This window comes from Pseudomonas sp. R4-39-08 (assembly GCF_003852275.1).
In the GTDB taxonomy this organism is placed as follows: Bacteria; Pseudomonadota; Gammaproteobacteria; order Pseudomonadales; family Pseudomonadaceae; genus Aquipseudomonas.
Genome location: NZ_CP027733.1, coordinates 2,747,826 through 2,772,739, shown reverse-complemented (window position 1 = coordinate 2,772,739; position 24,914 = coordinate 2,747,826). Strand labels below are relative to the sequence as shown.

Sequence of the window (24,914 nt, the reverse complement as noted above, 5' to 3'; positions counted from 1 at the left end):
ACCTATGGCCATCGGGGGCAAGCCCCCTCCCACATTTGACCGGTGCTGTCCTCAATATTGTCTCAGCGCTTGAGCTTACGCTTGTTGCGATATTGGTCGATCACTACCGCCACCACGATGATCAGCCCCTTGATGATGTCCTGGATGTACGCATCCACCCCGACAAAGGTAAACCCGCTGGCCATCACGCCGAGAATCAGCGCGCCGATCACGGTGCCGGTGATGCGCCCTACCCCGCCCGCCAGGCTGGTGCCGCCGATCACCGCCGCCGCGATTGCGTCCAACTCATAGGACATGCCCATGCCGGCCTGGCCGGTCGCCGCACGGGCCGAGGCCACCACGCCTGCCAGGCCCGCCAGGAGGCCGGCGATGCTGTAGACGATGATCAGGTGCCGCTTGACGTTGATCCCCGAAGTACGCGCCGCCTGCATGTTGCCGCCAATGGCATAGGTGTACTTGCCGTACTTGGTGTAGCGCAGGGCGATATGGAAAATTACCGCCACCACCAGGAAGATGATCACCGGCATCGCGCCATGGCCGATGGCCGTGTACGAGTCCGAGAGCATGCTCACCGGCTGGCCTTCGGTGTAATAACGCGCCAGGCCACGGGCCGAGACCATCATGCCCAGGGTCGCAATGAACGGTGGGATACCGGTCACCGCGATGATACTGCCGTTGATCGCCCCCGCCAGCAGCCCCACACCCAGGCCCATCGCCACCGGGATCCACACCGGCAAATCGGTCAAGGACGGAAACACCGCACGGGAAAAATCGGAAGTCTGCGCCAAACTGGCAGCGATCATCGCGGACAAGGCCAACACCGAGCCGGACGACAGGTCGATGCCGGTGGTGATGATCACCTGGGTCACGCCGATGGCCAGCAAGCCGATGATCGACACTTGCAGGATCATCAGCACCAGGCGCTGGGAGTTCATCAAAAAGCTCTGGTCGCGCACGATCCAGCCGAACAGTTCAAACACCAGGCCGATGCCGATCAGCACCAGGAAGATGCTCAATTCAGTGGGCATGCGTCGACGGTTCTTGACCGGTGCCATCGCCGGCTTGTTGTCTGTTATTGCGTTCATAGCCAATTACCTTCTTATTCTGGAGTCAGTGGACCACGGTCATACCGGAGGCCAATTGCATGACTTTTTCCTGGGTGGCCTCAGCCCGATCCAGGGTGCCCATCAGTTCGCCTTCGTGCATCACCATCACCCGGTCGCTCATGCCGAGCACTTCGGGCAGTTCCGAGGAAATCATGATCACCGCCATGCCCTCGCTGGCGAGGAAGGAGATCAGGCGGTAGATCTCGGCCTTGGCGCCCACATCGATGCCACGGGTCGGCTCATCGAGGATCAACAACCGCGGGTTGGTCATCAGCCAGCGCGCCAGGAGCGCCTTCTGCTGGTTGCCGCCGGACAAGGTATCGATGCACTGTTCCAGCGAGGGGGTTTTCACCCGCAGCTTCTTGCACATGTCTTCGCACAACACGCGCAGGGCTTTCTGCTGGATGAAACCGTTGCCCGAATAGTGCGGCAACACCGCCATTTCCATGTTTTCCAGCACCGACAGGCACGGGAACAGGCCGCTGAGCTTGCGGTCCTCGGTCAACAGCGCAAAGCCCTTCTCGATGGCCATGTGCGGGTCGCTGATGCGCACCGGCTTGCCGTCGAGGGTGATCTGCCCGCTGCTGCTTGGGGTTATGCCGAAAATGGTTTCCGCCACGTTGGTGCGGCCCGAGCCCATCAACCCGGCGATGCCGAGGATTTCGCCCGCGTGCAGGTCAAACGAAACGTCCGTGAACACACCGTCCAGGCTCAGGTTGCGCACCGACAGCAACAAGTCGCCGATCGGCGTCTCGCGTACCGGGAACAACTGGCTCAGCTCACGGCCGACCATCATCGAGATCAGGCTGTCGCTGTTCATCGTGTCGGCACGCTGCAAGCCGATGTACTGGCCGTCACGAAACACCGCCACTTCATCGGCGATGGCGAACACTTCGTTCATTTTATGCGTGATGTAGACGATGCCTTTGCCCTGGGACTTGAGGTCGGCAATGATCGAAAACAGATGGGCGACTTCCTTCTCGGTAATCGCCGAGGTCGGTTCATCCATGATCAGGATGTCGGAGTCATAGGACACGGCCTTGGCGATCTCGACCATCTGCCGCTCGGCGATGCTCAGGTTGCCGACCTGTTCTTCCGGGTCGAGGTTGATGCGCAGCCGCGCCAGCAGCTCGGCGGTACAGCGGTGCATTTCGCGGTGGTTGACCATGTGCAGGCTGTTGAGCTGCTCACGGCCGATCCAGATATTCTCGGCGATGCTCATGTGCGGCATCAGGTTGAGTTCCTGATGGATCATCGCAATCCCGGCCTTTTGGGCCGCCAGGGGCGTTTCAAACACAATCGGCTTGCCGCGCAGGCGAATTTCGCCGGCATCGGGCTGATAGATGCCGGCGATGATTTTCATCAGCGTCGACTTGCCCGCACCGTTCTCGCCCATCAGCGCCAGCACCGTGCCGGGGCGCACCCGCAACTGCACATCGTCCAGGGCCACGACGCCGGGAAAGCCTTTGCTGATGTTGAGAATTTCCAGCAGGTAGGGTTCGTCCTGCGCCAGCGGCTGGATACCCGGCGGCTGCGAGACAGTGGCATGAGCGAGCATAGGAAGGTACTCCATCTGCAGGGCGGCCGTGACCGCCCTGCCGGCTTAGGGTTGTGAGGTCAGGGCTACTTGAAGTCTTTGACGTTGTCCGGGGTGATGAGCTTGAACGGGATCACCACGTTCTGCTCCACCGGCTCGTTCCTGGCCATCTTGCGCGCCGCTTCCACCGAGCCGACGGCCTGGCCCTTGGCATCCTGGAATGCCGAGGCGGCCATCTCACCCTTGGTGATTGCGTTGAGGCCGTCCGGCGTGCCGTCGACCCCGGCGATCAACACGGTGCCGGGCTTGGTGCCTGCCGATTTGAGCGCCATGGCCGCGCCAATCGCCATCTCGTCGTTGTTGGCCAGTACGGCATTGAACTCACGGCCCTGGGTCAGCCAGTCGTTGACCAGGGTCATGCCCCTGTCGCGCAACCAGGTACCCGTCTGTTCCTGCTCGATCTTGATGCCCGGGTAGTTGGCCAGCACTTCCTTCACGCCCTTGGTGCGGTTGGTGGTGGAGTTGTTCGCCAGGTCGCCGAGCAGGATCACGATCTTGCCCTTGCCGCCGAGTTTTTCGGCGATGTACTGCATTTGCAGCTTGCCGGCTTCAACGTCATCGGACGTCACCGCGACCACGTCCTTGGGCAAGTCTTTCTGGTCGGGACGGCGGTTGACGAACACCAGCGGAATTTTCGCGGCGGTGGCGGCCTTGATGATGTTGGCTGTCGAGGCGGTATCCACCGGGTTGACGATGATGGCGTCGACTTTCTGGCTGATAAAGTTCTCGACCTGGCTCAGTTGCTTGACCACATCGGCGCGGGCGTCTTCGAACTGCAGTTGCACGCCGTCGCCCTTGGGATAGGACTTGGCTTGCTTGTCCATGTCTTCGCGCAGGTAGGTGAGGAAGGTGTCATCGAAGGCGGACATGCTCACGCCCACCTTGATGTCGGCGGCCGTGGCGACGCCACTGGCGAGCAGCATCGACAGGGCCAGCGCGGTAAAACGGATCGGGGTCTTCATGAACGGTCTGTCTCCACTTTCTTGTTGGTTTTATGGACGTTGCGTTTATCAGCGCTCGGCGGGCACCCGCACCACCGGCGCGCCTGGAATGCAGCAGACCAGCGCGCCCTGGTTTTCGACGCACAGCACATTGAGGAAGGAGAAGTAGAACGGCCGGGCGCGAGGCAGTGCGCGTGGCGTGTGGGCAGGGCGTAAAACTCGCAGTACAGCGTTGAAGATTTTCATCTGACGGTACCTGGTTGTTTTTGATCTTGTTTTTGTTGAGTCGCCGGGGTCGAGCCCAAGACGTACTTTATGCAACCTGGAAAAGACTTTATTGGAAAATAATTTCCATATCAACCTGTTTTAGAATTTTATTCTATTTTTGTTGAAACCACCTGCTGGCGCTCGGCGCTGAGGCGTGCGGCGTCCAATATACGGGTGGTTTCCAACGCGTCATAGGCGTCCACGGGCAATGGGCCCTGGCCTTGCACCGCCGTTTGCAACTGCCGATAGAACTGGGTCCAGCAGCCTTTTTCAGAGGGCACTCGCTCGCGTTCCGGCCCCTGTTCGAACCAGCCCCAGCGTCGATGTTCTTCTGCGCCCCAGTGCTCGCCTTCGGTTTTCGGCGACTTGCCGGCCATCAGTGCTTCTTCCTGACCATCCAGCCCGTCAACGGTGTAACAACCCAAGGTGCCGCTGACGCGAAAACGCGGGGCCTGGCAGTTCTGCAGGGCGTTGCCCCACAAATGGGAGACCACTCCGTTGGCGTGGGTCAGGGACACGAAGAAGCCGTGATCGACGTTGGGGTGCTCAGGGGTGAATTGCAATTGCGCGAATACCTTGTCCACCGGGCCGAACAATTGCAGGGCCTGGTCCACCAAGTGGCTGCCGAGGTCGCGCAACCAGCCGCCGCCGCTGGCATTGCCCACTGCCTGCGGGCTGTAGCGTTCGACACGGGACTCGAAACGGGTGATCTCACCCAAGGCACCGGCATCGATGAGTTTGCGCAGGGTCAGGTAATCCGAATCCCAACGTCGGTTCTGATAGACGCTGAGCAGCGTACCTTGGCGTTCAGCGGCGGTGATCAAGGCCTGGGCCTGCTCGGCGTTGGCGGCGAAAGGCTTATCGCTGACCACCGCCACGCCATGTTCGATGGCTTCCAGCACTAGGGCCGGGCGGCCCTTGAGGGTGGTGGAGATGACCAGGGCATCGACGCCGGCTTCGACGATCTGGCCGATGCTGTCGAAGGCCTTGACCCCTGGCAGATCGGTATTCAGTTGCTGACGCCGCTCGGGTGAACGGGTCACCACCCCCACAAACGTGGCGCCCGGCAATGTTGCAATCAGTGGCGCATGAAAAAAGCGCCCTCCATGGCCGTAGCCGACCAGTCCGATTCGCATGAAGTCACTCCTTACTTGAAGTGGAAACCGAATCAAATGTGGGAGGGGGCTTGCCCTAATGCCAGTCAGTTAAGAAGTAGAAAGGGTAAAAAGTAACCTGTGGCGAGGGAGCTTGCTCCCGCTGGACTGCGCAGCAGTCCCATTTTTGGGGCCGCTTCGCGGCCCAGCGGGAGCAAGCTCCCTCGCCACAGGTACAGTGTTCGTCCTTAACTGACTGGCATTAGGGCTTGCCCCCGATGACAGTGGATCAGTCACCTGATTTGCCAACTGACACACCGCCATCGGGAGCAAGCCCCCTCCCACATTGACCCGGTTGCACCTGTGAAATTGTGATCAGCCGTAGAAATGCGGGCGATCCGGCAGGCTGACTTTTACAATCTGCCCACTGCCCTGCGCTTCAATACACGCATCCGCCGCCACCGCTGCGGCATAGCCATCCCACGCCGACGGCCCGCCCACCTGCCCGGCCCGCACGCTGTCAATGAACGCCTGCAATTCCACGTCATAGGCGCCGATAAACCGGTCCTTCCAATCCATCAGAATCGCATTCGACAGCTTGGCCTCGCTGCGCAGTTGCACCTGGGAAGGCTCGGGCAATTTGGCGATGCCGCTCTCCCCCACCACTTCGCACTGAATGTCGTAGCCATACTGGCAGTTGACGAACACTTCGACGTCGATGCGCGTGCCCTTGGCGGTTTCCAGCAGCACGATCTGCGGGTCGCGCAGGTGGGCCAGGGCTTTGCTGGTCTTGCGCGGGAACACCACCTGCACAGAGACGTAGTCGTCGTTGAGCAGCCAACGCAGTACATCCAGTTCGTGAATCAGGGTGTCGGTAATCGCCATGTCGGTCTTGTAGTTTTCGCCCACCGTCGGGTTGCGATGCGCGCAGTGCAGCATCAGCGGCTCGCCGATCTGGCCGCTGTCGATCACGGCCTTCAAGGCGCGATAACCTTCGTCGTAGGGGCGCATGAACCCGACTTGCACCAGGCGTTTGCCGTGGGCGACTTCGGCTTCGACGATTTTGCGGCAGCCTTCAGCGGTGACGGCCAGGGGTTTCTCGCAGAACACCGGTTTACCCGCAGCGATGGCGGCGAGCACGAACTCCTCATGGCTCGGCCCCCACGAGGTCACCAGTATGGCTTGCACCTGCGGCGAGTTGATCAGCGCGTGGCCGTCCGGGTATACCTCGGCGTCCAGCTTCAACTCGGCCACCACCTTGGCCGCCTGTTCCAGGTTGATATCGGTGACCGCCACCACCTGGCTATTGAGCAGGGTCTGGCTGCAACGACGAATATGGTCACGGCCGATGGCACCGGTACCGATCACTCCAAGCTTCAACGACATACAAACACTCCTCTTGTTATTAGTACTGCCGGGCCTTGGCCAGGTGTTCATTGAGTTTTTTCGCGGCGGCGTTGGTGCGTTCGCTGGTGGACACCTGCGCCACGCCCACCCGCCACCACGACAGGTAGCCATGGACCATGGTCTTGGGCAGTACCTTGATATCGATCAGGGTTGACACGGTTTGAGTACGCGCATCGGCCAGAGCCGCTTCAAGCTGTTCCACGCTGCTGACCTTGTAGGTCTTGCAGCCGTAAGCCGCCGCGCTCATGGCGAAATCCACCGGTACCAGGCCGCCGTCGAGCTTGCCGCTCTCGGGGTTGCGATAGCGGAACTCGGTGCCGAAGCTGTCCATGCCGTTGCCGATCTGCAGGTTGTTGATGCAACCGAAGGCCATGTTGTCGAGCAGCACCACGTTGATCTTGCGGCGCTCCTGGATCGAGGTGGCCAACTCCGAATGCAGCATCATGTAGGAGCCATCGCCGACCAGCGCGTACACCTCTTTGCTCGGCTCGGCCAGCTTCACACCTAGGGCGGCGTTGATCTCGTAGCCCATGCACGAATAACCGTATTCGACGTGGTAAGTGTTGACGCCCTTGCTGCGCCAGGCGCGCTGCAGGTCGCCAGGCAGGCTGCCGGCGGCGGCGACGATGATTGCGTCATCGGCGAGCGTCGCATTGAGCACGCCGAGCACTCGGCTTTGGGTCAGGCATGAGCCGGTCAGCTCGATGAATTCGCGCAGTACCGCGCGGTCCAGGTGGTCGTCGACTTCGGGGACGAAGTCATCACCGTGGTATTCGACCTGATGCACGCGCTCCACTTCGGCATCCAACTGCGCCTTGGCGTCAGCAATCTGCTCGCCCCAGCCGGAACGGTAATCACCGAGGGCATCGGCCAACGCTTCGAGGGCAACCTTGGCGTCGGCCAGCACTTGCACGCCGTCGAGTTTCAACGCATCGCCGGGGCAGATATTAAGGTTGAGAAACTTTACCTCGGCGTGCTTGAACAGCGATTTGGACGACGTGGTGAAGTCGGTATAACGGGTGCCGATGCCGATGATCAGATCCGCCTCGGGTGCCAGCAGGTTGGCCGCCAGGCAGCCGGTCTCACCAATGCCGCCAACGTTCAGCGGGTGGCTGGACACCACTGCGCTCTTGCCCGCCTGGGTTTCGGCGAAGGGAATATCGAAGCGCTCGGCGAAGGCCTGCAACGCGGCATTCGCGCCGGAGTATTTAACCCCGCCACCGCAGATGATCAGCGGCTTGCGCTTGCCGCTGAAGGCCGCCAGCGCATCGCCAAGCATCGCGGCGGTGGCTGGGCGACGTTCGATACGGTGCACGCGCTTTTGCAGGAAGTAGTCGGGATAGTCCCAGGCTTCGGCCTGCACGTCCTGGGGCAGCGCCAGGGTCACCGCGCCGGTTTCGGCGGGGTCGGTGAGCACGCGCATGGCCTGGATCGCCGCCGTCATCAGCTGCTCGGGGCGGTTGATACGGTCCCAGTATTTGCTCACGCAGCGGAACGCATCGTTGGTACTGATGCTCAAGTCGTGGAACTGTTCGACCTGTTGCAGCACCGGGTCCGGTTGACGGCTGGCATAGACATCGCCCGGCAACAGCAGCAACGGAATACGGTTGGCCGTCGCGGTCGCCGCAGCGGTGAGCATATTTGCCGCGCCGGGCCCGACCGATGCGGTACACGCGTAGATCTTGCGCCGCAGGTGCTGCTTGGCGAAACCGATGGCAGCGTGGGCCATGCCCTGCTCGTTACGGCCCTGATGCACCACCAGGTCGCCGCTGTCCTGCTCCAGCGCCTGGCCCAGGCCCAGCACATTGCCGTGGCCGAATATCGTGAACACCCCGGCGACGAATTTGCTCTGCACGCCATCGACTTCGATGTATTGGTTATCCAGGAACTTCACCAGGGCCTGGGCCATGGTCAGTCGGGTTGTGGTCATGTCGCGCCCCTTAACGTTTTTGCAGGTGGGCGATGCTTGCCCCCAAGGCCTGCTGGATATCCGCCAGCTCATGCACGCTTGTGGCAAACGGCTCGAACGACAGGTAGCCGCTGTAGCCAGTGCTGAGCAAGGTGTCGATCTGCGCGGCATTACCGAGGATGTCGCCCTCGCCCACCAGTACGCGGTGGCCGTCGCGGATCGAATTGAGCGGCGCCTCGGCATCTTCCACGCCGGAGATGTGCACCAGCCCGGTCAGCTCAGGGAAGAACTCGTGCTCGCCGGCCAAGTGATGATGGAAGGTGTCGTGCACCAGGCGGAACACATCCAGGCCGCCGATGGACTGGATCGCGTCTACCGCTACGCGCTTGCGGCGCATGGCGCATTCTTCGAAGCCCAGCGGTTCGATAAAACCGAGAATCCCGTGCTCGCGCAGGATCGGCGCCAACTCGCTTAACGCCGTGCGCAAACCGGCGGCGCGCTGGGCTTCGTTGCGGCTGTCGCCGGGCTCGTTGAACGGGCACATCACCAGGCCTTGGGCGCCACATTCCCGGGCATAGGTAGCCAGCTCGATCGCTTGGGCCCGGCGCTGGTCATTCCACACATCAAAGGGGTACAGCGCGTTGATCGACAGCACCTTAATGCCCTGGGCCGCGCACAATTGGCGCACGCGGCTGGCCGGGGCGCCGTATTCGATCTGGCGGTCCTTGAGGTCATTGCGGATCTCGATGGCGTCGCACTTCAAGGCCACGGCCAACTGGATGAAATCCGGCAGGGACAGGTTGGGGGCGACCATGCGGTTAAGGGCAAAACGTAACGGCGACTTCATTGTTGTTGTTCTCCGTGCAAAACCGTTCAGAGGTCCAGCAGCCAACTGTGCTGCGGGTCGTTATGGAAGTGCCAGGCACGCTTGGGGCCGGCCATGACATTCAGGTAATACGACTCGTAGCCGTACGGCACGCTGACCGGGTGATAGCCCTTGGGCACCACCACCAGGTCACTGTTTTCCACGGCCATGGCCTGGTCGATACTGCGATCGTCGGTGTACACCCGCTGGAACACGAAGCCCTGGGGCGGGTTGACCTGGTGGTAGTAGGTTTCTTCCAGAAAGCTCTGGTGCGGCAGGTCATCAAGGTCGTGCTTGTGCGGCGGGTAGCTCGACGAATGCCCGGACGGCGTGCGCACTTCCACCACCAGCAGCGAATGCGCCGGCTCGCTGTCGGGCAGGATGTCGCACACGTAGCGGGTGTTGGCGCCCTTGCCACGCACGCTGCGCTTGCACTGCTCCGGGCGGATCAGGCGCGGTGTGTAACCGCTCGCACCGGGCGCGGCGCAGACAGCGATCTGCACGTCACTCAAGGCGCTGACCTGGGCCTGGGTGCCCGGCGGCAGGTAGGCGGCGAACGGGGATTTGTCCTCGAACACCGATTGACGGTCCCCCAGGTTCTGCCAGTCGAAGCCCTCGCCTTCGATATTCACCCGGCCGCTGAGCAGCACCAGGCATAGCTCCTTATCACCGGCGCTTACCGGCAGGGTTTCGCCCAGGCTCAGGCGGTAGGCGCTAAAGCCCACATACTCCAGGCGCCCGGCTTCCAGGGCGACCATCGTCTGCCCACGTTTATTGCTCTTGACCAGCAAGCTCATGGTTAAGTCCTCTCGTTGAGCAGCGCACGCAAGGTGTCATAGCCCTTTTTTGCATAGATGTAGCTGGGCGCCACGGCCGGGTCCTGCTCGGCCTCGACCACCAGCCAGCCGGCGTAGTTGGCGGCCAACAGCACATCGAGCAATTCGGCAAAGTCGATATCGCCATCGCCGGGTACGGTGAAGGTGCCGTTGACGATGCAGTCGGGAAAGCTCCACATTTGGTTGCGCGCCAGCTGCACCACGGGTTTGCGCACGTCCTTGAAATGCACATGGCAGATGCGCTCGATGTGTTTGCGCAGCACCTCAAGGGGTTCGCCGCCGCCCATGTAGCAGTGGCCCGAATCGAACAGCAGGCCGACTTCCGGGCCGGTGCGTGCCATCAACTGATCGATATCCTCGGGGGATTCGACATAGGCGCCCATATGGTGGTGGTAGGCCAGGCGCACGCCCTGGGACAGGGTGAACCGCGCCAGTTCGGTGAGTTTGTCGGCATAGGCCTGCCACGCCTGTTCACTGTGAAAACGCGGGCGCTCGATCAAACGGATGCGCGAACCCTGGATCGAATCGGCCACTTCGCCATACACCAATACGCTCGCGCCGTTCTGTTTGAGCAACTCGACGTGGCCGGCGATGGCCTCGATTTCTTCAGCCACCGAACGACGCGCCAGGCGGCTGGAATACCAGCCGGACACCAGCGCCAGGTCGTAGGGGCGCAGTACGTCGGCGACACCTTTGGCGTCCTTGGGGAATTTGCCGTTGAGTTCAAAACCTTCGTAGCCGATTTCCTTGCCTTCGCTCAAGGCGGTGCTCAGCGGCGTTTCACCGCCGAGGGCCGGCAGGTCGTCGTTGCTCCAGGAGATCGGGTTGATGCCAATTCGGATTGCGGGCATGGCTGCACCTTTATTGTTTTCAGGTATCACTGAGATCTGCTTTCTGCTTTATGTGGGAGGGGGCTTGCTCCCGATAGCGGAGTGTCAGGCAACACTTCTGTAACTGAACTATCGCTATCGGGAGCAAGCCCCCTCCCACATTGGAGTTGCATTGCACATTTAGACCTGTGATCAGGTTCGGGCACTGCGCCAGGCGTTGATGAGCTGTTCGAACGTGGCCTGGACTTGCTGAATCAGAACCTCATCATCGATCTCTCCCGCCATCCACGCGCGGCTCGGTTCCTGGAAGATCGTGCGGCCCACGGCAAACCCTCGGCAGGTTGTACTCTGGCTGGCTTGCCGGAAGCCATCGGCGAGGCATTCGGCCGAGGCGTTCAGGCCCAACAGCACCACGCCCCGGCAGTACGGGTCACGTTCTTCGATCAGTTCGTCGAGCTTTTTCCAGTCCTCGGCCGATTGCGCCTCGATCTTCCACCACGCCGGGTAGATGCCCAGGTTGTACAGGCGCTTGAGGCTGCGGTAGAGCACGTCAGGATAGGTCGAGGGGTGATCCTTGGGCGGGATGACCTCCAGCAGCAGTTCATGCCCGCTGACAATCGACGCCTCGTACACCGCCTTGAGCTGCGCTTCCTGTTCCAGGCGCAGCAGCGGCGCGTCATCGGGATGAAATTGCACCAGGCACTTGATGATCTGTTCCTGAGGCCAGGCGATCAGGTTGCTGCCGATGGAGCGGCCATGCTCGAACGCCAAGGGCCGCGAGTTCTGCACTTCCACCGGGCGGGCGATCCACCAGCCGCGGCCGCTGGCCGCGTTGAGCGCGTCCTGGCCGAAGCGCTGGTCGGCGAGCAGGCCGACGTCGGCTTCAATGCCTTGATCAGCCAGTTTTTTCTCGACGCGTTCGATGGCCTGAATAAACAGTTGCTTGGCATCACTGATGCGCGCCAGATCCTGGCCGCCGCGTTGAGCCAGGTCCACCAGCTGCCAGCGGTGGTCGAAGGCGAACACGAACAGTTGCTTCCAGGTTTTGCGCGGCACGCTGACGCGATGCAGGCGTTGCAGGGTCGCGTCCTGGTCCGGCCGGGTAATCGGCACCGGGCTGTTGAACAGGTATTCCAACTCGACAGGTGTGGGCATGGCCGGCGCGCAGGCGTGGCGCGACACCACCAGGCCGCCGCAGGCATTGGCCAACTGGCTGCAACGCTCATCGGTTGCGTCGTTGAGCCAGCCACTGAGGAAGCCCGACATAAACGCATCGCCGGCGCCCAACACATTGAGCACTTCCACGCGCACGCCGGGGTAGATCGCCCCATCTTCCAGGCGCTCCGGGATAGCGCCATGGATCACCGTGCAGCCCTGTGGGCCGAGCTTGACCACCAGGGTGGCGGGGGTCAGTTCACGCACTTTGCGCAGTGCGATGAGCAAGTCTTGACTGCCGCCGGCGATCAGGAATTCTTCTTCGGTGCCGACGATCAGGTCGAAGCGCGGCAGGATCTTCTGTACATGCTCGCTGACCTGCTGGTCGGCGACGAAACGGGTCTCGCCATCAGCCTTGCCGGCCAAGCCCCACAATACCGGGCGGTAATCGATGTCGAGCACGCGCTTGACGTTGTGCCGGGCCGCGTAATCCAGCGCCTGAATGCTGGCCTTGTACACGCCATCGGTAGAGAAATGCGTGCCGGTGATCAGCAGCGCCTTGCTGGAAGCAATGAGGGCTTCGCTGATGTCTTCGGCGCGCAGGGCCATGTCGGCGCAGTTTTCGCGGTAGAACACCAGGGGAAAGGTTTCGCGGTCCTTGAGGCCGAGCAGCACCAAGGCGGTGAGGCGCTCCGGGTCGACCTTGACCGCGCTGACGTCGCAGCCTTCACGGGCCAGGGATTCCAGGAGGAAGCGGCCCATGTGGTCGTCGCCCACGCGGCTGAGCATGGCCGACTTGAGCCCCAGCCGTGCGGTGCCGAAGGCGATATTGGCGGAAGAACCGCCGAGGTATTTGGCGAAGCTGGTCACATCCTCAAGCCGCGCCCCCACTTGCTGCGCATAGAGGTCGACGCCCAGGCGTCCGAGGCAAATCAGATCCAATTGACGCCCACTGGCAAAACGAGTCTGGCCCATGCTGGCTCCTGTTATTTTTATCAGCCTGCGTTGTGCCGCCGTGGCGACGGCAAACGCTCTTGGTGGGAGCAGACTAGAACGTCCGGCGGTCGCAATCAATATTTATTCCATAATTATTTTTAGTGGAATATTTTTTCCAATAAGCCAGCATAATGCTGCGGCAGCCGTCGTGCATCGTTTCAGCAGCCCAGGCGGGCCTTGATGCCGAGGTATTTTTTTGCGCCTACCCTGTAGACTTGCGCCACCCATCAGCGCACCAGACGAACACGCCAGAAGGATTGCCCATGTCCCGCACCGATCCCGAGACCCACCTGGAAGATACGATCGCCAGCCCTCCGATCAATGCCGAACGCCTGTTGCAGCTGATCACCGACGAATACGAAAGCCTGCCGCGCCAACTCAAGCGCATCGCCAGCTACATGAGCCAGCAGAGCGACCGGATCATGGTCGACCGCATCAGCGACATCGCCCGTGAATGCGAAGTGCATCCCTCGGCCATCGTGCGCTTCTCCCAGCGGTTCGGGTTCAGCGGGTTCAGCGAGATGCAGGCGCTGTTTCGCGAGGCGTATACCCACAAGACCACCCCGGTGCAGAACTACCAGCAGCGCATCCGCAGCATGATCGCCAACAAGTCGCAGAAGGCCAGCGGCGGCGACCTGGCGCGTGAATGCGTCAACGCGACGCTGTCGGGCATCGAACGCCTGGGGATGGAACTCGACGACGTGGCCTTCGACAAGGCCGTCGACCTGGTGGTGAATGCCGACAATATCTACGTGGTCGGCGTGCGCCGCTCATTCGCGGTGGCCGATTACCTGGTTTACAACCTGCAGCACACCAACAAGCGTATCCACCTGATCTCGGGCCTGGGCGGCAGCTACCGCGAACAGATGCGCAGCGTGCGCGCCAATGACTTGGTCATCGCCATCAGCTTCACGCCCTACGGCAAAGAGACCCAGCACTGCCTGCGCATCGCCCAGCATCATCAGGCCAAGACCCTGATCATCACCGACAGCAACCTGTCGCCCCTGGCCAAGCGGGCAAACGCGGTGTTATTGGTCAATGAAGGCTCGTCGTTCGCCTTCCGCTCACTGAGCGCAACGTTGTGCCTGTGCCAGGCATTGTTCATTGCGGTGGCGTATCGCTTGGAACTGAAGGTGGATGAGATTCACGAGCAAGTCGGGTTCGACGACTGAAGCGGGCTCACCGCAAACCAAATGTGGGAGGGGGCTTGCTCCCGATGGCGGTGTGTCAGTCGCTTGCAGCATCGACTGTTCCACCGCCATCGGGAGCAAGCCCCCTCCCACATGGGACCGAGTAATGCTCGGGTTTAGTGCATGAAAATTGCGATCAGGATGATCAACGGAATTGGAATGCCGAGGAACCACAGCAGTAATGAGCGCATCATGTTCTCCTTGAATTAACGAACGTAGGTTTCGGTTTCGACGTACACCACAGCATCGCGGCGGCGACCGCCGAAGGTGGCGGCGAAGCTGGCGAAGAACGCGCCGATCAGCAGGGCAACGAAGGTCCACAGCGATGTGTAGGCAGCCACTTTGGCGGCTGTGTCAGCGGCTTGCTTGGCTTTGACCTTGGCATCTTCGATGGCTTTGCGGGCATCGCCATACACCTTGTCGATACGCGCTTCGGCATCGGCCTGGCTGAGGTTGGTGCGCTGGCTGATCAACTGGGCCAGGTAGGTACGGTCTTCCGGTGCGAGTTGGCCATCATTGCTCAGGGTACGAGCGAAGATGCGACCGACCACGGCATGGGCGGCGTCATCGCTGACAGCTGCAGGGCGATCGTCGCGGAACAGGCTGTCGACGTAGTAGCCGAAATCACCGCTGTGTGCGCCTTTTGCTGCGTTGCCGGCGGCTTGAGTCATGCTGCTGGCGGCACCCGAGGCAACGCTGGCACCGGCTTTCACGCCGCCGCTGACCACACTGCTGACCGAACCGACCACCAGCATCGCGGTGATCAGCGTCGCCACTGCCCAGGCCAGGAACCCATGAGCGGTGTCGCGAAAGTACACTTCATCGCCATGCATATTGGCCCACTTCACGCGCAACCGGCCGGCAATATAGCCGCCCAGGCCCGACGCGACGATTTGGGTGAAAGCCAGCCAGACAATCGTGGAAATGCCAAGCCCCTTGGCACTCATGCCGCTGTCGGCCCACGGCGATACCGCCGAAAAGCCCAGGCCGAAGCCCAGCAGCACCAGGATCAAGGACAGCGCAGCCGCCGCAGCGGCACCAGCAAAAATCGCCCCCCAGGAAACCCCGGAGAGCGCGCTCGACTCTTGCAGCGTGGATGAGGATGTGATCATTGTTGTTTTGCTCCAGGCATGAAAAATAGTGTTACAAGTCTCAAAAAGGACAGTGCAGGCAGCGTGCCAGCGCAAACAAAAAATAAAATCCTTATATTTCAGCAAGTTAACTAAATTGAACTTCCTAAAGTCATGCAAGTTGCAAGAATTGCCTATAGAGAGCGGGCGTTATGCATTCTCTGTGGGAGAGGGCTTGCTCCCGATAGCGGTGTATCAGTTAAGCATTGACAGAATGACCCACCGCTATCGGGAGCAAGCCCCCTCCCACACTGAATTGGGCAAGGCTTGGAAGTACCGGTTTTGGGTAGATGAAGTTTTATTTAGGAAACATTCAGCTACTTCTTGGCAAAATGTCCGCACTTCTAGTGTGAACGCTCACCAGGTAATCCTATGACCCGCATTTTGACCATCGAGGATGACGCCGTAACGGCCCGCGAGATCGTCGCCGAGCTGAGTAGCCATGGACTGGACGTAGACTGGGTGGACAATGGCCGCGAAGGCCTGGTCCGAGCCGTGAGTGGTGATTACGATCTGATCACCCTCGACCGCATGTTGCCCGAACTGGATGGCCTGGCCATCGTCACCACCCTGCGCACCATCGGGGTGTCGACGCCGATCCTGATGATCAGCGCCCTCTCCGACGTCGACGAACGCGTGCGCGGACTGCGCGCCGGCGGCGATGACTACCTGACCAAGCCCTTCGCGTCCGATGAAATGGCCGCCCGCGTCGAGGTACTGCTGCGGCGTAAAAGCACTGTCAAGGAATTCGAAACCGCGCTGCGCGTGGCCGACCTCGAATTGAACCTGATCAGCCGCGAAGCCAGCCGCGCCGAGCAGCCGCTGAGCCTGCTGCCCACCGAGTACAAGTTGCTCGAATTCCTGATGCGCAACACCGGGCAGATCCTGTCGCGGATGATGATCTTCGAGGAAGTCTGGGGCTATCACTTCGACCCCGGCACCAACCTGATCGACGTGCACATAGGTCGCCTGCGCAAGAAAATCGACCCACCGGGCCTGCCGCCGCTGATCCGCACGGTACGAGGCTCGGGCTATGTCATTGCTGAACCCCTCTAAGGGCTGGCGCTCTTCCAGCAGCCGCTTGCTGGCGCTGTACAGCTCGCTGTTCGTGGCGTGGAGCTGCATCCTCATGGGGGTGCTGTATTACGAGGTGTCGGGGTATCTGAGCGACCTGTCGCGCCATTCGCTGATGCAGCGCCAGCATTTGTTCCAGCATTTCGACGGAGAAGAACTGGTCGACGCACTGACCACCAGCATGACCTTCGATATGAAGGGCGTGGATGCCTATGGCCTGTTCGACGAGCAGTTTCGTCCCTTGAGCGGGCCGATCCGCGCCGTACCGCCCGACCTGCCCCTGGATGGCAAGATCCACGCCCTGGCCAACTGCGTCGACTCCGATGACCCGAAACTGCCCAAGGACAGCTGCGACGCCGTGGCCACCCACACCGAAGACGGCCGTTGGCTGGTGCTGGTGCGCGCCAACGGTTCGTTGTTCGGGGTGACCCGGATCATCTGGCATGCCCTGCTGTGGGCCGTGTCATTGACCATCATCCCTGGCGCCGCCGGCTGGCACCTGCTGCGTCGGCGTCCGCTGCGCCGCATTCGCGGGATCCAGGCCAGCGCCGAAGCCATCGTCGCCGGCGACTTGACGCACCGCCTGCCCCTGTCCGACCGGCGCGACGAGCTGGATATGCTCGCGGCCATCGTCAATGCCATGCTCGACCGCATCGAAAAACTGATGAACGAGGTCAAGGGCGTGTGCGACAACATCGCCCACGATTTGCGCACCCCGCTGACGCGCCTGCGCGCGCAGCTGTACCGCATCAAGCAGCAAGCGGAGGAAGACTCGGCCCATGCGGTGAAACTCGATGACGCGATTGCCGAAACCGACACGCTGATGGCACGTTTTCGCGGATTACTGCGCATTTCCGAACTGGAAGACCACCAGCGTCGTTCAGGTTTTTTGCTGATGGACCCACTGCTGCTGTTACGCGAACTGCACGACTTCTACCTGCCCCTGGCAGAAGAAGGTGAGTTGGAACTGGTGCTGCAGACCCCGGACTCACTACCCTGGATTACCGGCGACCGCGCCCTGTTGTTCGAGGCCCTGGCCAACCTGCTGAGCAATTCGATCAAATTCACCCCGCCCCAAGGCAAGGTGATCCTGCGTGCGGTCAATGACCTGGGCAGCACGCGGATCGACGTCCTCGACTCCGGGCCGGGCATTCCGGCCGCCGAACGCGCGTCGGTGTTCCAGCGCTTTTACCGGGTCGATGAAAGTGATCAGCAAGGCGGTTTTGGCCTGGGCCTGTCGATTGTCGCGGCGATCATCAACCTGCACGGCTTCAAGCTGGAGGTCGGCACCAGCGAACTGGGCGGCGCACGGCTTGTACTGGAATGCCGCCAGCAGTTGATGCCTGAATAAATCCTGTGAACGCACGCCGATCCAATGTGGGAGGGGGCTTGCCCTAATGCCAGTCAGTTAAGCGTACACCGCCGTCTGTAGGAGCGAGCTTGCTCGCGAAAAACGTCAACGATAACGCGTGCTTTCTGAATGAACGCGGTGCCTGTGAGTTTTTCGCGAGCAAGGGCTAGCCGCCCGCCTCGTTCCTACAAAAAGCCTTAACTGACTGGCATTAGGGCTTGCCCCCTCCCACACAAGCCCTTTTCCACATTGCTGCCAAGCCATTCAGTCCTACAGCACAGCCCCCATCGCCTTGATCAACACCGGGTCGCGCGCGTAGATATCCGGCGCGTACACCAGACTGCCCTGGCGATCCACTTCCACCGTCCAATAGCCCAGCAGCACCGGTACCGGCGTGGCCAGCCTGAATTCATGGGTCACGCCGGTGGCCAGCAACTCGTCGGTGCGCGTGCGCTCGGCCGGGCTGACCAGCAGGTCGCGCAATAACAACGGTTGCTCAACGCGCACGCACCCCGAGCTGAACGCCCGTGGCCCCTTGGTAAACAGCGGCTGGCTCGGCGTGTCGTGCAGGTACACCGAATACGGGTTGGGAAAGCGCATCACGATCTTGCCCAACGGGTTACGCGGCCCCGCCTCCTGGCGCAGCAAAATATTGCCGGGTTGCGCCCAGTCGACCTGCTCGGGCGCCAGCGGGTGCCCTTCGGCGTCGAGCACTTGCAGGTTCTGCTGGCGCAGATATTCCGGGTTGAGGCGGATGGCCGGCAGCTTGTCCTCGCGCATGATGGTAGGTGGAATGGTCCACGTGGGGTTGAGGGTCAACCGCGTGATACGCGACTTGAGCAACGGCGTCTGGCGCTCGGCGCGGCCCACTTGCAGGCGGGTTTGCCACACCGGAATGCCGCTCTGGTACACGCTCAGTTGCGCGGCCGCGACGTTGACCACCACGCCTTCGGGCTCCAGGTCCTGGGCCAGCCAGCGGAACCGCTCGAGGTTGATGCGCAACTGGTCGCGGCGCATCGCCGGACTGATATTGAGTTCGGCCACGGTGCCGGCGCCGATCACCCCGTCGGACTGCAAGGAATGGCTGAGCTGGAAGGCCTTGACCGCAGCGACCAGTTCGGCGCGGTACTGCTTGGCGCTGCCCTTGGGTTCCTGGGTCAGGTAACCGCCGCTGTAGAGCCGACGCGCCAGTTCCGGCACCCGTGGGTCTTCCATGCCGGGGCGCAACAGCGGCCCGTCGCCGACCGCCTCCCAATGCGGCAACGGCTGCTGGCGCACGCTGGAATAGGCATTACGCAAGCTGCGATACAAATCCGCGCTGGGCCGCGCCTGGTCGAACGCCTGGGCCATGTCCTGCAGGCCGGTGGCGGCGAAGGCAAGCAACGCGGTGTTTGGATCGACGGCCGGCGGTTGGGCGTGCCACAGCGGTTCGAAGCGCGACTGCTGCAGACGCCCGTAATGCAAGTCCTGCAGGGCTTGCAGGTACTGCTGACTGACTGCGATATCGCTGCACAGCACGTTGGCCGTGGCATCTGCGCTGGGCAAGCTATAGTGGGTGGGGTCCAGGCCGTCGTCGGCCAGCATCAGCAATTGGCTGTGCAAGGCTTGCCGGCGCGCATCATCCGACCACAGCGGCGTGTCGCCCTGCTGCTGGTAAAAGGCTTGCAGACGCAATTGCGCGGTGGCATCGATACGCGGCGCGAGCTGGGGACAGACACTGGGCAACTGCGCCAGCGCCTGTTGCAGCGGTGCCAGCTCAACCGGGGCAGGCGTCGTGACCGGCAGCGGTTCCACCGGCAGCGCTTCGGCTGTGGCGACCAGTGGTGTAACGAGCAGGCAAATGCTCAAGTAACATGCGTGTTTTTTGAACAATTGACTTAGCTCCACTCCACAGCGGGGAATCGACTGTAGATGCTGACTTTTATCCGCCGGCTCGGTATCACCAAACTGGGCTTGATCACCGGGAGCCTGGCGTTACTGAGCAATGTTGCGCTCGCCGCCAATGGCCCCCCTCCTTCTTTGTATAGCAGCCTGGCGCGCTCGGCTCCAGAACTCAATCCCATCGTGCTCAAAAGCGCCTTGAACGCGGTGCAGTGCGCGGTCAGTAATGGCGAGGAACGTTCCGATCGCCTGGCAGTGATTGACTACTCCCAGCCCTCGACCGCCCGTCGGCTGTGGATCTTCGATCTGCGCAAAAAAACCTTGGTCCTGCGCGACCTGGTGGCCCACGGTGCCAAATCCGGGGAAAACTTCGCCACCGCGTTCTCCAATCTCGAAGGCAGCCACCAGTCCAGCCTGGGCCTGTTCCGCACCCAGGAAAGTTACCTCGGCACCCACGGCTACTCGCTGCGCATGGACGGCCTGGAGCCCGGTTTCAATGACCTGGCCCGCGACCGCGCCATTGTGATTCATGCCGCAGACTACGTCAGCCCGTTGTGGAGCAAGCGCGAAGGCCGTATCGGCCGCAGCCAGGGCTGCCCGGCGGTGCGCCCGCAAGTCGCGCGCCAAGTGGTGGACAAGCTCAAGGACGGGCAGTTCATGTTCTCCTGGTACCCCGACCAGCGCTGGTTGAAGTCTTCGACCTATCTCAATTGCAAACCCCAACAGGTGGCGAGTAGTCGTACAATCCGTGGCGGATAGCCTGTCCCCACCGATAAAAGAGAGCGTCGCATGCTTCTACATAAATCCACCTGGATCGAGATCGGGCAGTTTCTGGAGCGCAGCCGCACGGTGGTGATCCCCATCGGCTCCAACGAACAGCACGGCCCCACCGGCCTGCTGGGCACCGACTGGATGTGCCCGGAGATCATCGCCGTCGAGGCGCAGAAGAATGCCGACATCCTGGTCGGCCCCACCTTCAATATCGGCATGGCCCAGCACCACCTGGGCTTTCCCGGCACCATCTCGCTGCGCCCTTCCACTTTTATTGCCGCGATCGGCGACTGGGTGCGCTCACTGGCCGGGCATGGTTTCGACAAGATCCTGTTCCTGAACGGGCACGGCGGCAATATCGCTACCATCGAAGCGGCATTTTCCGAGCTCTATGCCGAAGCCAGCTATGCCCGCCGCCCGGCCGGCTTCGCGCTGAAGCTGGTCAACTGGTGGGATTTGGAGGGCGTCACCGACCTGGCGCAGCGCCAGTTCCCGGTGGGCCATGGCAGCCACGCGACACCGTCGGAGATCGCCGTGACGCAATGGGCCTATCCGGACTCGATCAAGTCAGCCGATTACGCGCCGAAAATCGCCAACACCGGCCCGATCCGCGAGGCACTGGACTTCCGCGCCCGCTTCCCCGACGGGCGCATGGGCTCGGACCCGGCATTGGCGACGGTGGAAAAAGGCGGTGAATTGGTGGCGTTGGCAGCGCAAGGGCTGGTCAAGACCGTGAACAGCTTCAGCAACGAAGCAAAGCCCTGAATCGAACGCCATCCAAATGTGGGAGGGGGCTTGCTCCCGATAGCGGTGGGTCAGCTACAGTTTTGCTGACTGACACACCGCCATCGGGAGCAAGCCCCCTCCCACATTTGGGTCAGTGTGATCCTGGATTACTGGCAATCCTGCGCCGCCTGCTCGAGCCGCGACGGCTTGAGTGCCGAAGCCAGGGGCTTGCGCTCATACAGGAACACCTTGGTGCCGTCCTGGGATTTGTAGGCTTCCAGCACATCATCGGCCGCGATCTTGCTGGTCAACAGCACCTTGGCGTGGCGTGAGTTCTGGGTCACGGTCGAGGTGATGCCGTGCTTTTCAAGCTTGGGCAATACGCATTGCACATAGCCTTCGGGGGTCTTGGTGGTTTGCAGTGTCAGCGAGGGGGCATTGGGCGCCGTGATACAACCGGTCAGCAGCAGCGAAGCAAAGGCCAGGGCCGGGGCGAAAAAAGAGCGCATAAACATTCCTGAAAATAACAGATAGGTTTCCATCGGCCCGCGTATCAACCGGCGCGGACCAAGGCTTTTAGCGACGCATCGAACTGCTTCAAGGCATCTTGTTGTACATCTCGCTGCTGCGAGATCTGCGCGGCGATCTCGAGTGCTGACTTGTCATGCACCCACACCGACGGCACCTGCTTATCCACCGAGCCTTCGGCCTTGGCGATGTATTGCAGGTCGGCGTCATAGAACCGCGCGGTAAAGCGCGCCTCGACCACGTCATTACGCGGGGTCAGCAGCTGGCTATGGGTATCGAGCACCACCACCACGTCCGGATGCGCCTGCACCAAGTCATCCAGGCTGCCGTAGACAGTCACCGAGACAAACGCGCCTTGCAGCGAATGCATCAGCCAGTCGATGGCCAGTTCCGGATCGGAGCTGTTGACGAACGCCTCGCGAATGCGTGCATCCAGGGCATCCTTGGCGCCATTGAGCGCCATGGCGTGGTAGCGCTCGAGGTAGCTGAGGTTGTCGCGCGTGTTTTCGCTGTACAACACCCCCACCGACTGCGCGCGCTGCAGGGAGTCTACGCTAGCGGCGAGTGGCAGCAAATGGCCCGTACGCAGCTCATCGGCAATCGCCGGGTTGGCCAGCACCGCAGTGCCGAGCATCAGGGTCATCAAAGCCAGCTGGATTATTGTCCTCATCGCGCAGTTCCTTGAGCAGCGTTTCGATGAGCGGATTCTGCGCCTTTGCCATAAAAACAGAACTTGTGATCCTTGATGGTGACTATCATTTGAACCGATAGTGTCAGGCAGCCCAGCCCCATAAAACCTATAAGGACCATGCCATGAAGCCTCACCAGAAAACCTTCGACCGCATCCGCGAAGCCGTATTGCCGGAGTTTCGCGAGCGGGTCGCCGATTACCTGGTCGAATATGAAAATGTGCTGCTGAACGAGGCCAGTGGCGCCGACGAACAAGCCTCCAGTGCCCAGCAGCTGCGTGGCTACCTGCGCGGCTTGAATACCACGCGCGTGCTGGGCATGGCGGACTGGGAAGACCTGGACCGGCGCGTCGCGCAAATCAACGAAAGCGCTACACCCCAAGGCGTGGCTGGTTGACCCACGCCTGCACCGACGGCCTTTGCCACTGACGCCGCGCGTACGCCACCCGCTGCGTCAGTGACAACTCCCTGGCGGAAATTATAGGCGCTCGCATCCAAGGCTGATTTCGCGCCCTGCGCGACACGGCAAAGTGCTGATTAATGTTATAGGATAACACCTCTTCTTCGCCTAGCCTTGTGAACCGCCCCATGACTGATGCCGTTGCGCTACGCCCACGCCTGCTTTCCATCGACGCCCTGCGCGGCCTGGTGATCCTGTTCATGTTGCTCGACCACGTGCGCGAAACCTTCCTGCTGCACCGCCAGGTGGGCGACCCGATGAGCATCGACACGACCGAGCCGGCGCTGTTTTTCAGCCGTACCCTCGCCCATTTGTGCGCGCCGGTGTTTGTGCTGCTCACCGGTTTGTCGGCCTGGCTGTATGGGCAGAAATACCAGGGCCGGCGCGCGGTGTCGGCGTTTTTGTTCAAGCGAGGGCTGTTTCTGGTGGTGTTGGAGTTCACGCTGGTCAACTTCGCCTGGACCTTCCAGTTGCCGCCCAGTGTGATTTACCTGCAGGTGATCTGGGCGATTGGCGTGAGCATGCTCGCCCTCGCCGCGCTGGTGTGGTTACCGCGCCCGTTGCTGATCACCCTGGCGCTGGCGATCATCGCCGGGCATAACCTGCTCGATGGCGTGCATTTCGCGCCCGGATCGGCCTTGCAGATTGCCTGGTCGATCCTGCATGAGCGCAGTTGGATCGAGGTGTCCGATACCCTGCGCCTGCGCGTGACGTACCCGGTGCTGCCGTGGATCGGCGTGATCGCCCTGGGCTACGGCCTCGGCCCATGGTTTGCGAATGCCGCCCTGCCCGCCGTGCGCCAGCGTTATTTGCTGCTGGCGGGTGCCGGTGCGTTGCTGGGTTTCGTGCTGTTGCGGGCGGCCAACGGCTATGGCGAAAAACCCTGGCAGGCCTATGACAGCGGCGTGCAGACATTGATGAGCTTTTTCAACATCACCAAATACCCGCCTTCGCTGTTGTTCCTGGCGTTGACGCTGGGCATCGGCCTGCTATTGCTGTTGGCATTCGAACGGGCCGGGCAGAAACGCTGGATCAGCATCCTTGCGGTATTTGGCGCGGCGCCGATGTTCTTTTATCTGTTGCACCTGTATGTGCTCAAACTGTTGTATGTCGCTGCCATCGCGTTGTTTGGGTTGAATCACGGCAATTACTTCGGTTTCGACAGCATGGGCGCCGTGTGGTTGGCGGCGTTCGCCTTGCCCCTGGCGTTGTATGTACCGGTGCGCTGGTTTGCCGGGCTTAAGGCGCGGCGCAGGGATATCACTTGGCTCAAATATTTTTGAGGCAATGACTCAGGGTCGTTCGAATTGGCGGCGTAGCGCTTCGATTTGCTCACGGCGAACGCAACCCTGCAGATGATCATTGACCATCCCCATCGCCTGCATCAACGCATACATCGTGGTCGGTCCGACAAAGGTCCAGCCACGTTTCTTCAGCGCCTTGGACAGTCGCACCGAAGCCGGTGACGTCGGGTTGGCCGTCCAGTACGCCATGTCCACCAGCGCCGGGCGCTCCTCGGGGTCGGGCTCGAAAGACCACACCCAGCGCGCCAGGGAACCGGTCTCGCTGACCAGCTCACAGGCGCGGCGCGCGTTGTTGATCGTGGACAGGATCTTCGCCCGGTTACGCACGATACCGGGGTCGTTCATCAAGCGTTCGATCTGCGCCTCGCCGTACTGCGCGACCTTGTGAAAATCAAAGCCGTCGAATGCCTGCCGAAACTGCTCGCGTTTGCGCAAGATGGTGATCCACGCCATACCCGCCTGAAAACCTTCCAGGCAAATCTTCTCGTACAACTGGTTGTCATCCGCCACCGGCACGCCCCACTCGTGGTCGTGGTACTGCGGGTATTGCGGCGCGGCGTTGCGCCACGCGCAGTGGGTGCGCCCGGTTTCGTCCGTTGTCAGCCCTGATGGGTCCATTTATCACCTCGCATGCCGAGCGCGGATGATACGCAAAAAAATTTGCGCCCCGTCAACCGCTCAAGCATCGCGGTTGCAGGCCGACCGGTCAGACCGGCACCGCTCAGTCGCCGAATATTTGCTTGTGGTTTGAAAAAAACCGGGCGTAGACTGGCCGCGCACTGGACTTACCGGTAAGACCACAACAAT

Annotated in this window: 24 protein-coding genes; 8 read left to right on the top strand and 16 right to left on the bottom strand. The window is 61.4% G+C overall.

The window, feature by feature from the left end; all coding sequences use genetic code 11:
* Nucleotides 1-62 precede the first annotated feature (62 nt).
* The 11 genes from C4J88_RS12625 to iolC all read right to left on the bottom strand — a co-directional run bounded on the left by C4J88_RS12625 (nt 63) and on the right by iolC (nt 12,982).
* Nucleotides 63-1,085, bottom strand: coding sequence for an ABC transporter permease (locus C4J88_RS12625; protein WP_124362706.1), 1,023 nt, complete (start codon nt 1,083-1,085; stop codon nt 63-65).
* A 25-nt stretch (nt 1,086-1,110) separates the two neighbouring features.
* The gene (locus C4J88_RS12620; protein WP_124366906.1) at nt 1,111-2,664 is read right to left on the bottom strand and encodes a sugar ABC transporter ATP-binding protein; all 1,554 of its coding nucleotides are present in this window, start codon (nt 2,662-2,664) and stop codon (nt 1,111-1,113) included.
* A 65-nt stretch (nt 2,665-2,729) separates the two neighbouring features.
* Nucleotides 2,730-3,665, bottom strand: a complete 936-nt coding sequence (locus tag C4J88_RS12615) for a sugar ABC transporter substrate-binding protein (protein ID WP_124404074.1) — start codon at nt 3,663-3,665, stop codon at nt 2,730-2,732.
* Between the two features lie 48 nt (nt 3,666-3,713).
* Nucleotides 3,714-3,890 carry a hypothetical protein gene (locus C4J88_RS27405; protein WP_163001556.1) on the bottom strand — a complete coding sequence of 59 codons (177 nt, stop codon included), beginning with the start codon at nt 3,888-3,890 and terminating at the stop codon, nt 3,714-3,716.
* 128 nt (nt 3,891-4,018) lie between these two features.
* Nucleotides 4,019-5,047, bottom strand: a complete 1,029-nt coding sequence (locus C4J88_RS12610; protein WP_124404073.1) for a Gfo/Idh/MocA family oxidoreductase — start codon at nt 5,045-5,047, stop codon at nt 4,019-4,021.
* Between the two features lie 333 nt (nt 5,048-5,380).
* Nucleotides 5,381-6,391 carry a Gfo/Idh/MocA family protein gene (locus tag C4J88_RS12600; protein WP_124366904.1) on the bottom strand — a complete coding sequence of 337 codons (1,011 nt, stop codon included), beginning with the start codon at nt 6,389-6,391 and terminating at the stop codon, nt 5,381-5,383.
* A gap of 19 nt (nt 6,392-6,410) precedes the next feature.
* Nucleotides 6,411-8,342, bottom strand: coding sequence for a 3D-(3,5/4)-trihydroxycyclohexane-1,2-dione acylhydrolase (decyclizing) (iolD, locus tag C4J88_RS12595; RefSeq protein WP_124407097.1), 1,932 nt, complete (start codon nt 8,340-8,342; stop codon nt 6,411-6,413).
* Nucleotides 8,343-8,352: 10 nt separating this feature from the next.
* Nucleotides 8,353-9,168: a TIM barrel protein gene (locus C4J88_RS12590; protein WP_124407096.1), complete on the bottom strand. Its 816-nt coding sequence runs from the start codon at nt 9,166-9,168 to the stop codon at nt 8,353-8,355.
* A gap of 26 nt (nt 9,169-9,194) precedes the next feature.
* On the bottom strand, nt 9,195-9,983 hold the full coding sequence (gene iolB / locus C4J88_RS12585) for a 5-deoxy-glucuronate isomerase (RefSeq protein WP_124370588.1): 789 nt from the start codon (nt 9,981-9,983) through the stop codon (nt 9,195-9,197).
* Nucleotides 9,984-9,985: 2 nt separating this feature from the next.
* Complete coding sequence (gene iolE, locus C4J88_RS12580) at nt 9,986-10,873, bottom strand: myo-inosose-2 dehydratase (RefSeq protein WP_124407095.1); 888 nt, start codon at nt 10,871-10,873, stop codon at nt 9,986-9,988.
* Between the two features lie 171 nt (nt 10,874-11,044).
* Complete coding sequence (gene iolC, locus C4J88_RS12575; protein ID WP_124407094.1) at nt 11,045-12,982, bottom strand: 5-dehydro-2-deoxygluconokinase; 1,938 nt, start codon at nt 12,980-12,982, stop codon at nt 11,045-11,047.
* Between iolC and C4J88_RS12570 the strand changes: the two genes are divergently transcribed.
* Nucleotides 12,981-13,184, top strand: coding sequence for a hypothetical protein (locus tag C4J88_RS12570; RefSeq protein ID WP_124407093.1), 204 nt, complete (start codon nt 12,981-12,983; stop codon nt 13,182-13,184). The genes iolC and C4J88_RS12570 overlap by 2 nt on opposite strands.
* Before the next feature lie 82 nt (nt 13,185-13,266).
* Nucleotides 13,267-14,175 (top strand): MurR/RpiR family transcriptional regulator, encoded by a 909-nt coding sequence (locus C4J88_RS12565; protein WP_124362695.1) that lies wholly within the window; start codon nt 13,267-13,269, stop codon nt 14,173-14,175.
* 224 nt (nt 14,176-14,399) lie between these two features.
* Here the strand turns inward: C4J88_RS12565 and C4J88_RS12560 are convergent, their stop codons facing one another.
* Entirely contained in the window at nt 14,400-15,305 is a 906-nt protein-coding gene (locus C4J88_RS12560; protein WP_124362694.1) for a hypothetical protein, read from the bottom strand.
* Between the two features lie 390 nt (nt 15,306-15,695).
* Between C4J88_RS12560 and C4J88_RS12555 the strand changes: the two genes are divergently transcribed.
* Together C4J88_RS12555 and C4J88_RS12550 are read left to right on the top strand one after the other, a co-directional pair.
* Nucleotides 15,696-16,379 (top strand): response regulator transcription factor, encoded by a 684-nt coding sequence (locus tag C4J88_RS12555; protein ID WP_122539638.1) that lies wholly within the window; start codon nt 15,696-15,698, stop codon nt 16,377-16,379.
* Nucleotides 16,357-17,748 carry a HAMP domain-containing sensor histidine kinase gene (locus C4J88_RS12550; RefSeq protein WP_124407092.1) on the top strand — a complete coding sequence of 464 codons (1,392 nt, stop codon included), beginning with the start codon at nt 16,357-16,359 and terminating at the stop codon, nt 17,746-17,748. The genes C4J88_RS12555 and C4J88_RS12550 overlap by 23 nt, the downstream gene beginning before the upstream one ends.
* A gap of 270 nt (nt 17,749-18,018) precedes the next feature.
* On the opposite strand, the gene C4J88_RS12545 is transcribed toward C4J88_RS12550, so the two are convergent.
* Nucleotides 18,019-19,620: a murein L,D-transpeptidase gene (locus tag C4J88_RS12545; RefSeq protein ID WP_124407091.1), complete on the bottom strand. Its 1,602-nt coding sequence runs from the start codon at nt 19,618-19,620 to the stop codon at nt 18,019-18,021.
* 39 nt (nt 19,621-19,659) lie between these two features.
* On the opposite strand from C4J88_RS12545, the gene C4J88_RS12540 reads away from it, so the two are divergent.
* Together C4J88_RS12540 and C4J88_RS12535 are read left to right on the top strand one after the other, a co-directional pair.
* The gene (locus C4J88_RS12540) at nt 19,660-20,388 is read left to right on the top strand and encodes a murein L,D-transpeptidase catalytic domain family protein (RefSeq protein WP_124362691.1); all 729 of its coding nucleotides are present in this window, start codon (nt 19,660-19,662) and stop codon (nt 20,386-20,388) included.
* Between the two features lie 30 nt (nt 20,389-20,418).
* Nucleotides 20,419-21,165 (top strand): creatininase family protein, encoded by a 747-nt coding sequence (locus C4J88_RS12535; protein ID WP_124407090.1) that lies wholly within the window; start codon nt 20,419-20,421, stop codon nt 21,163-21,165.
* Between the two features lie 128 nt (nt 21,166-21,293).
* Here the strand turns inward: C4J88_RS12535 and C4J88_RS12530 are convergent, their stop codons facing one another.
* Nucleotides 21,294-21,635, bottom strand: coding sequence for a hypothetical protein (locus C4J88_RS12530; RefSeq protein WP_124362689.1), 342 nt, complete (start codon nt 21,633-21,635; stop codon nt 21,294-21,296).
* 44 nt (nt 21,636-21,679) lie between these two features.
* Nucleotides 21,680-22,324: an ATPase gene (locus tag C4J88_RS12525; protein WP_124407089.1), complete on the bottom strand. Its 645-nt coding sequence runs from the start codon at nt 22,322-22,324 to the stop codon at nt 21,680-21,682.
* Nucleotides 22,325-22,467: 143 nt separating this feature from the next.
* Between C4J88_RS12525 and C4J88_RS12520 the strand changes: the two genes are divergently transcribed.
* Complete coding sequence (locus C4J88_RS12520; RefSeq protein ID WP_124362687.1) at nt 22,468-22,740, top strand: hypothetical protein; 273 nt, start codon at nt 22,468-22,470, stop codon at nt 22,738-22,740.
* Nucleotides 22,741-22,931: 191 nt separating this feature from the next.
* Nucleotides 22,932-24,086, top strand: coding sequence for a DUF1624 domain-containing protein (locus C4J88_RS12515; protein WP_124407088.1), 1,155 nt, complete (start codon nt 22,932-22,934; stop codon nt 24,084-24,086).
* A 9-nt stretch (nt 24,087-24,095) separates the two neighbouring features.
* On the opposite strand, the gene C4J88_RS12510 is transcribed toward C4J88_RS12515, so the two are convergent.
* Nucleotides 24,096-24,725, bottom strand: a complete 630-nt coding sequence (locus C4J88_RS12510) for a DNA-3-methyladenine glycosylase I (RefSeq protein WP_124407087.1) — start codon at nt 24,723-24,725, stop codon at nt 24,096-24,098.
* Between the last annotated feature and the right edge of the window lie 189 nt (nt 24,726-24,914).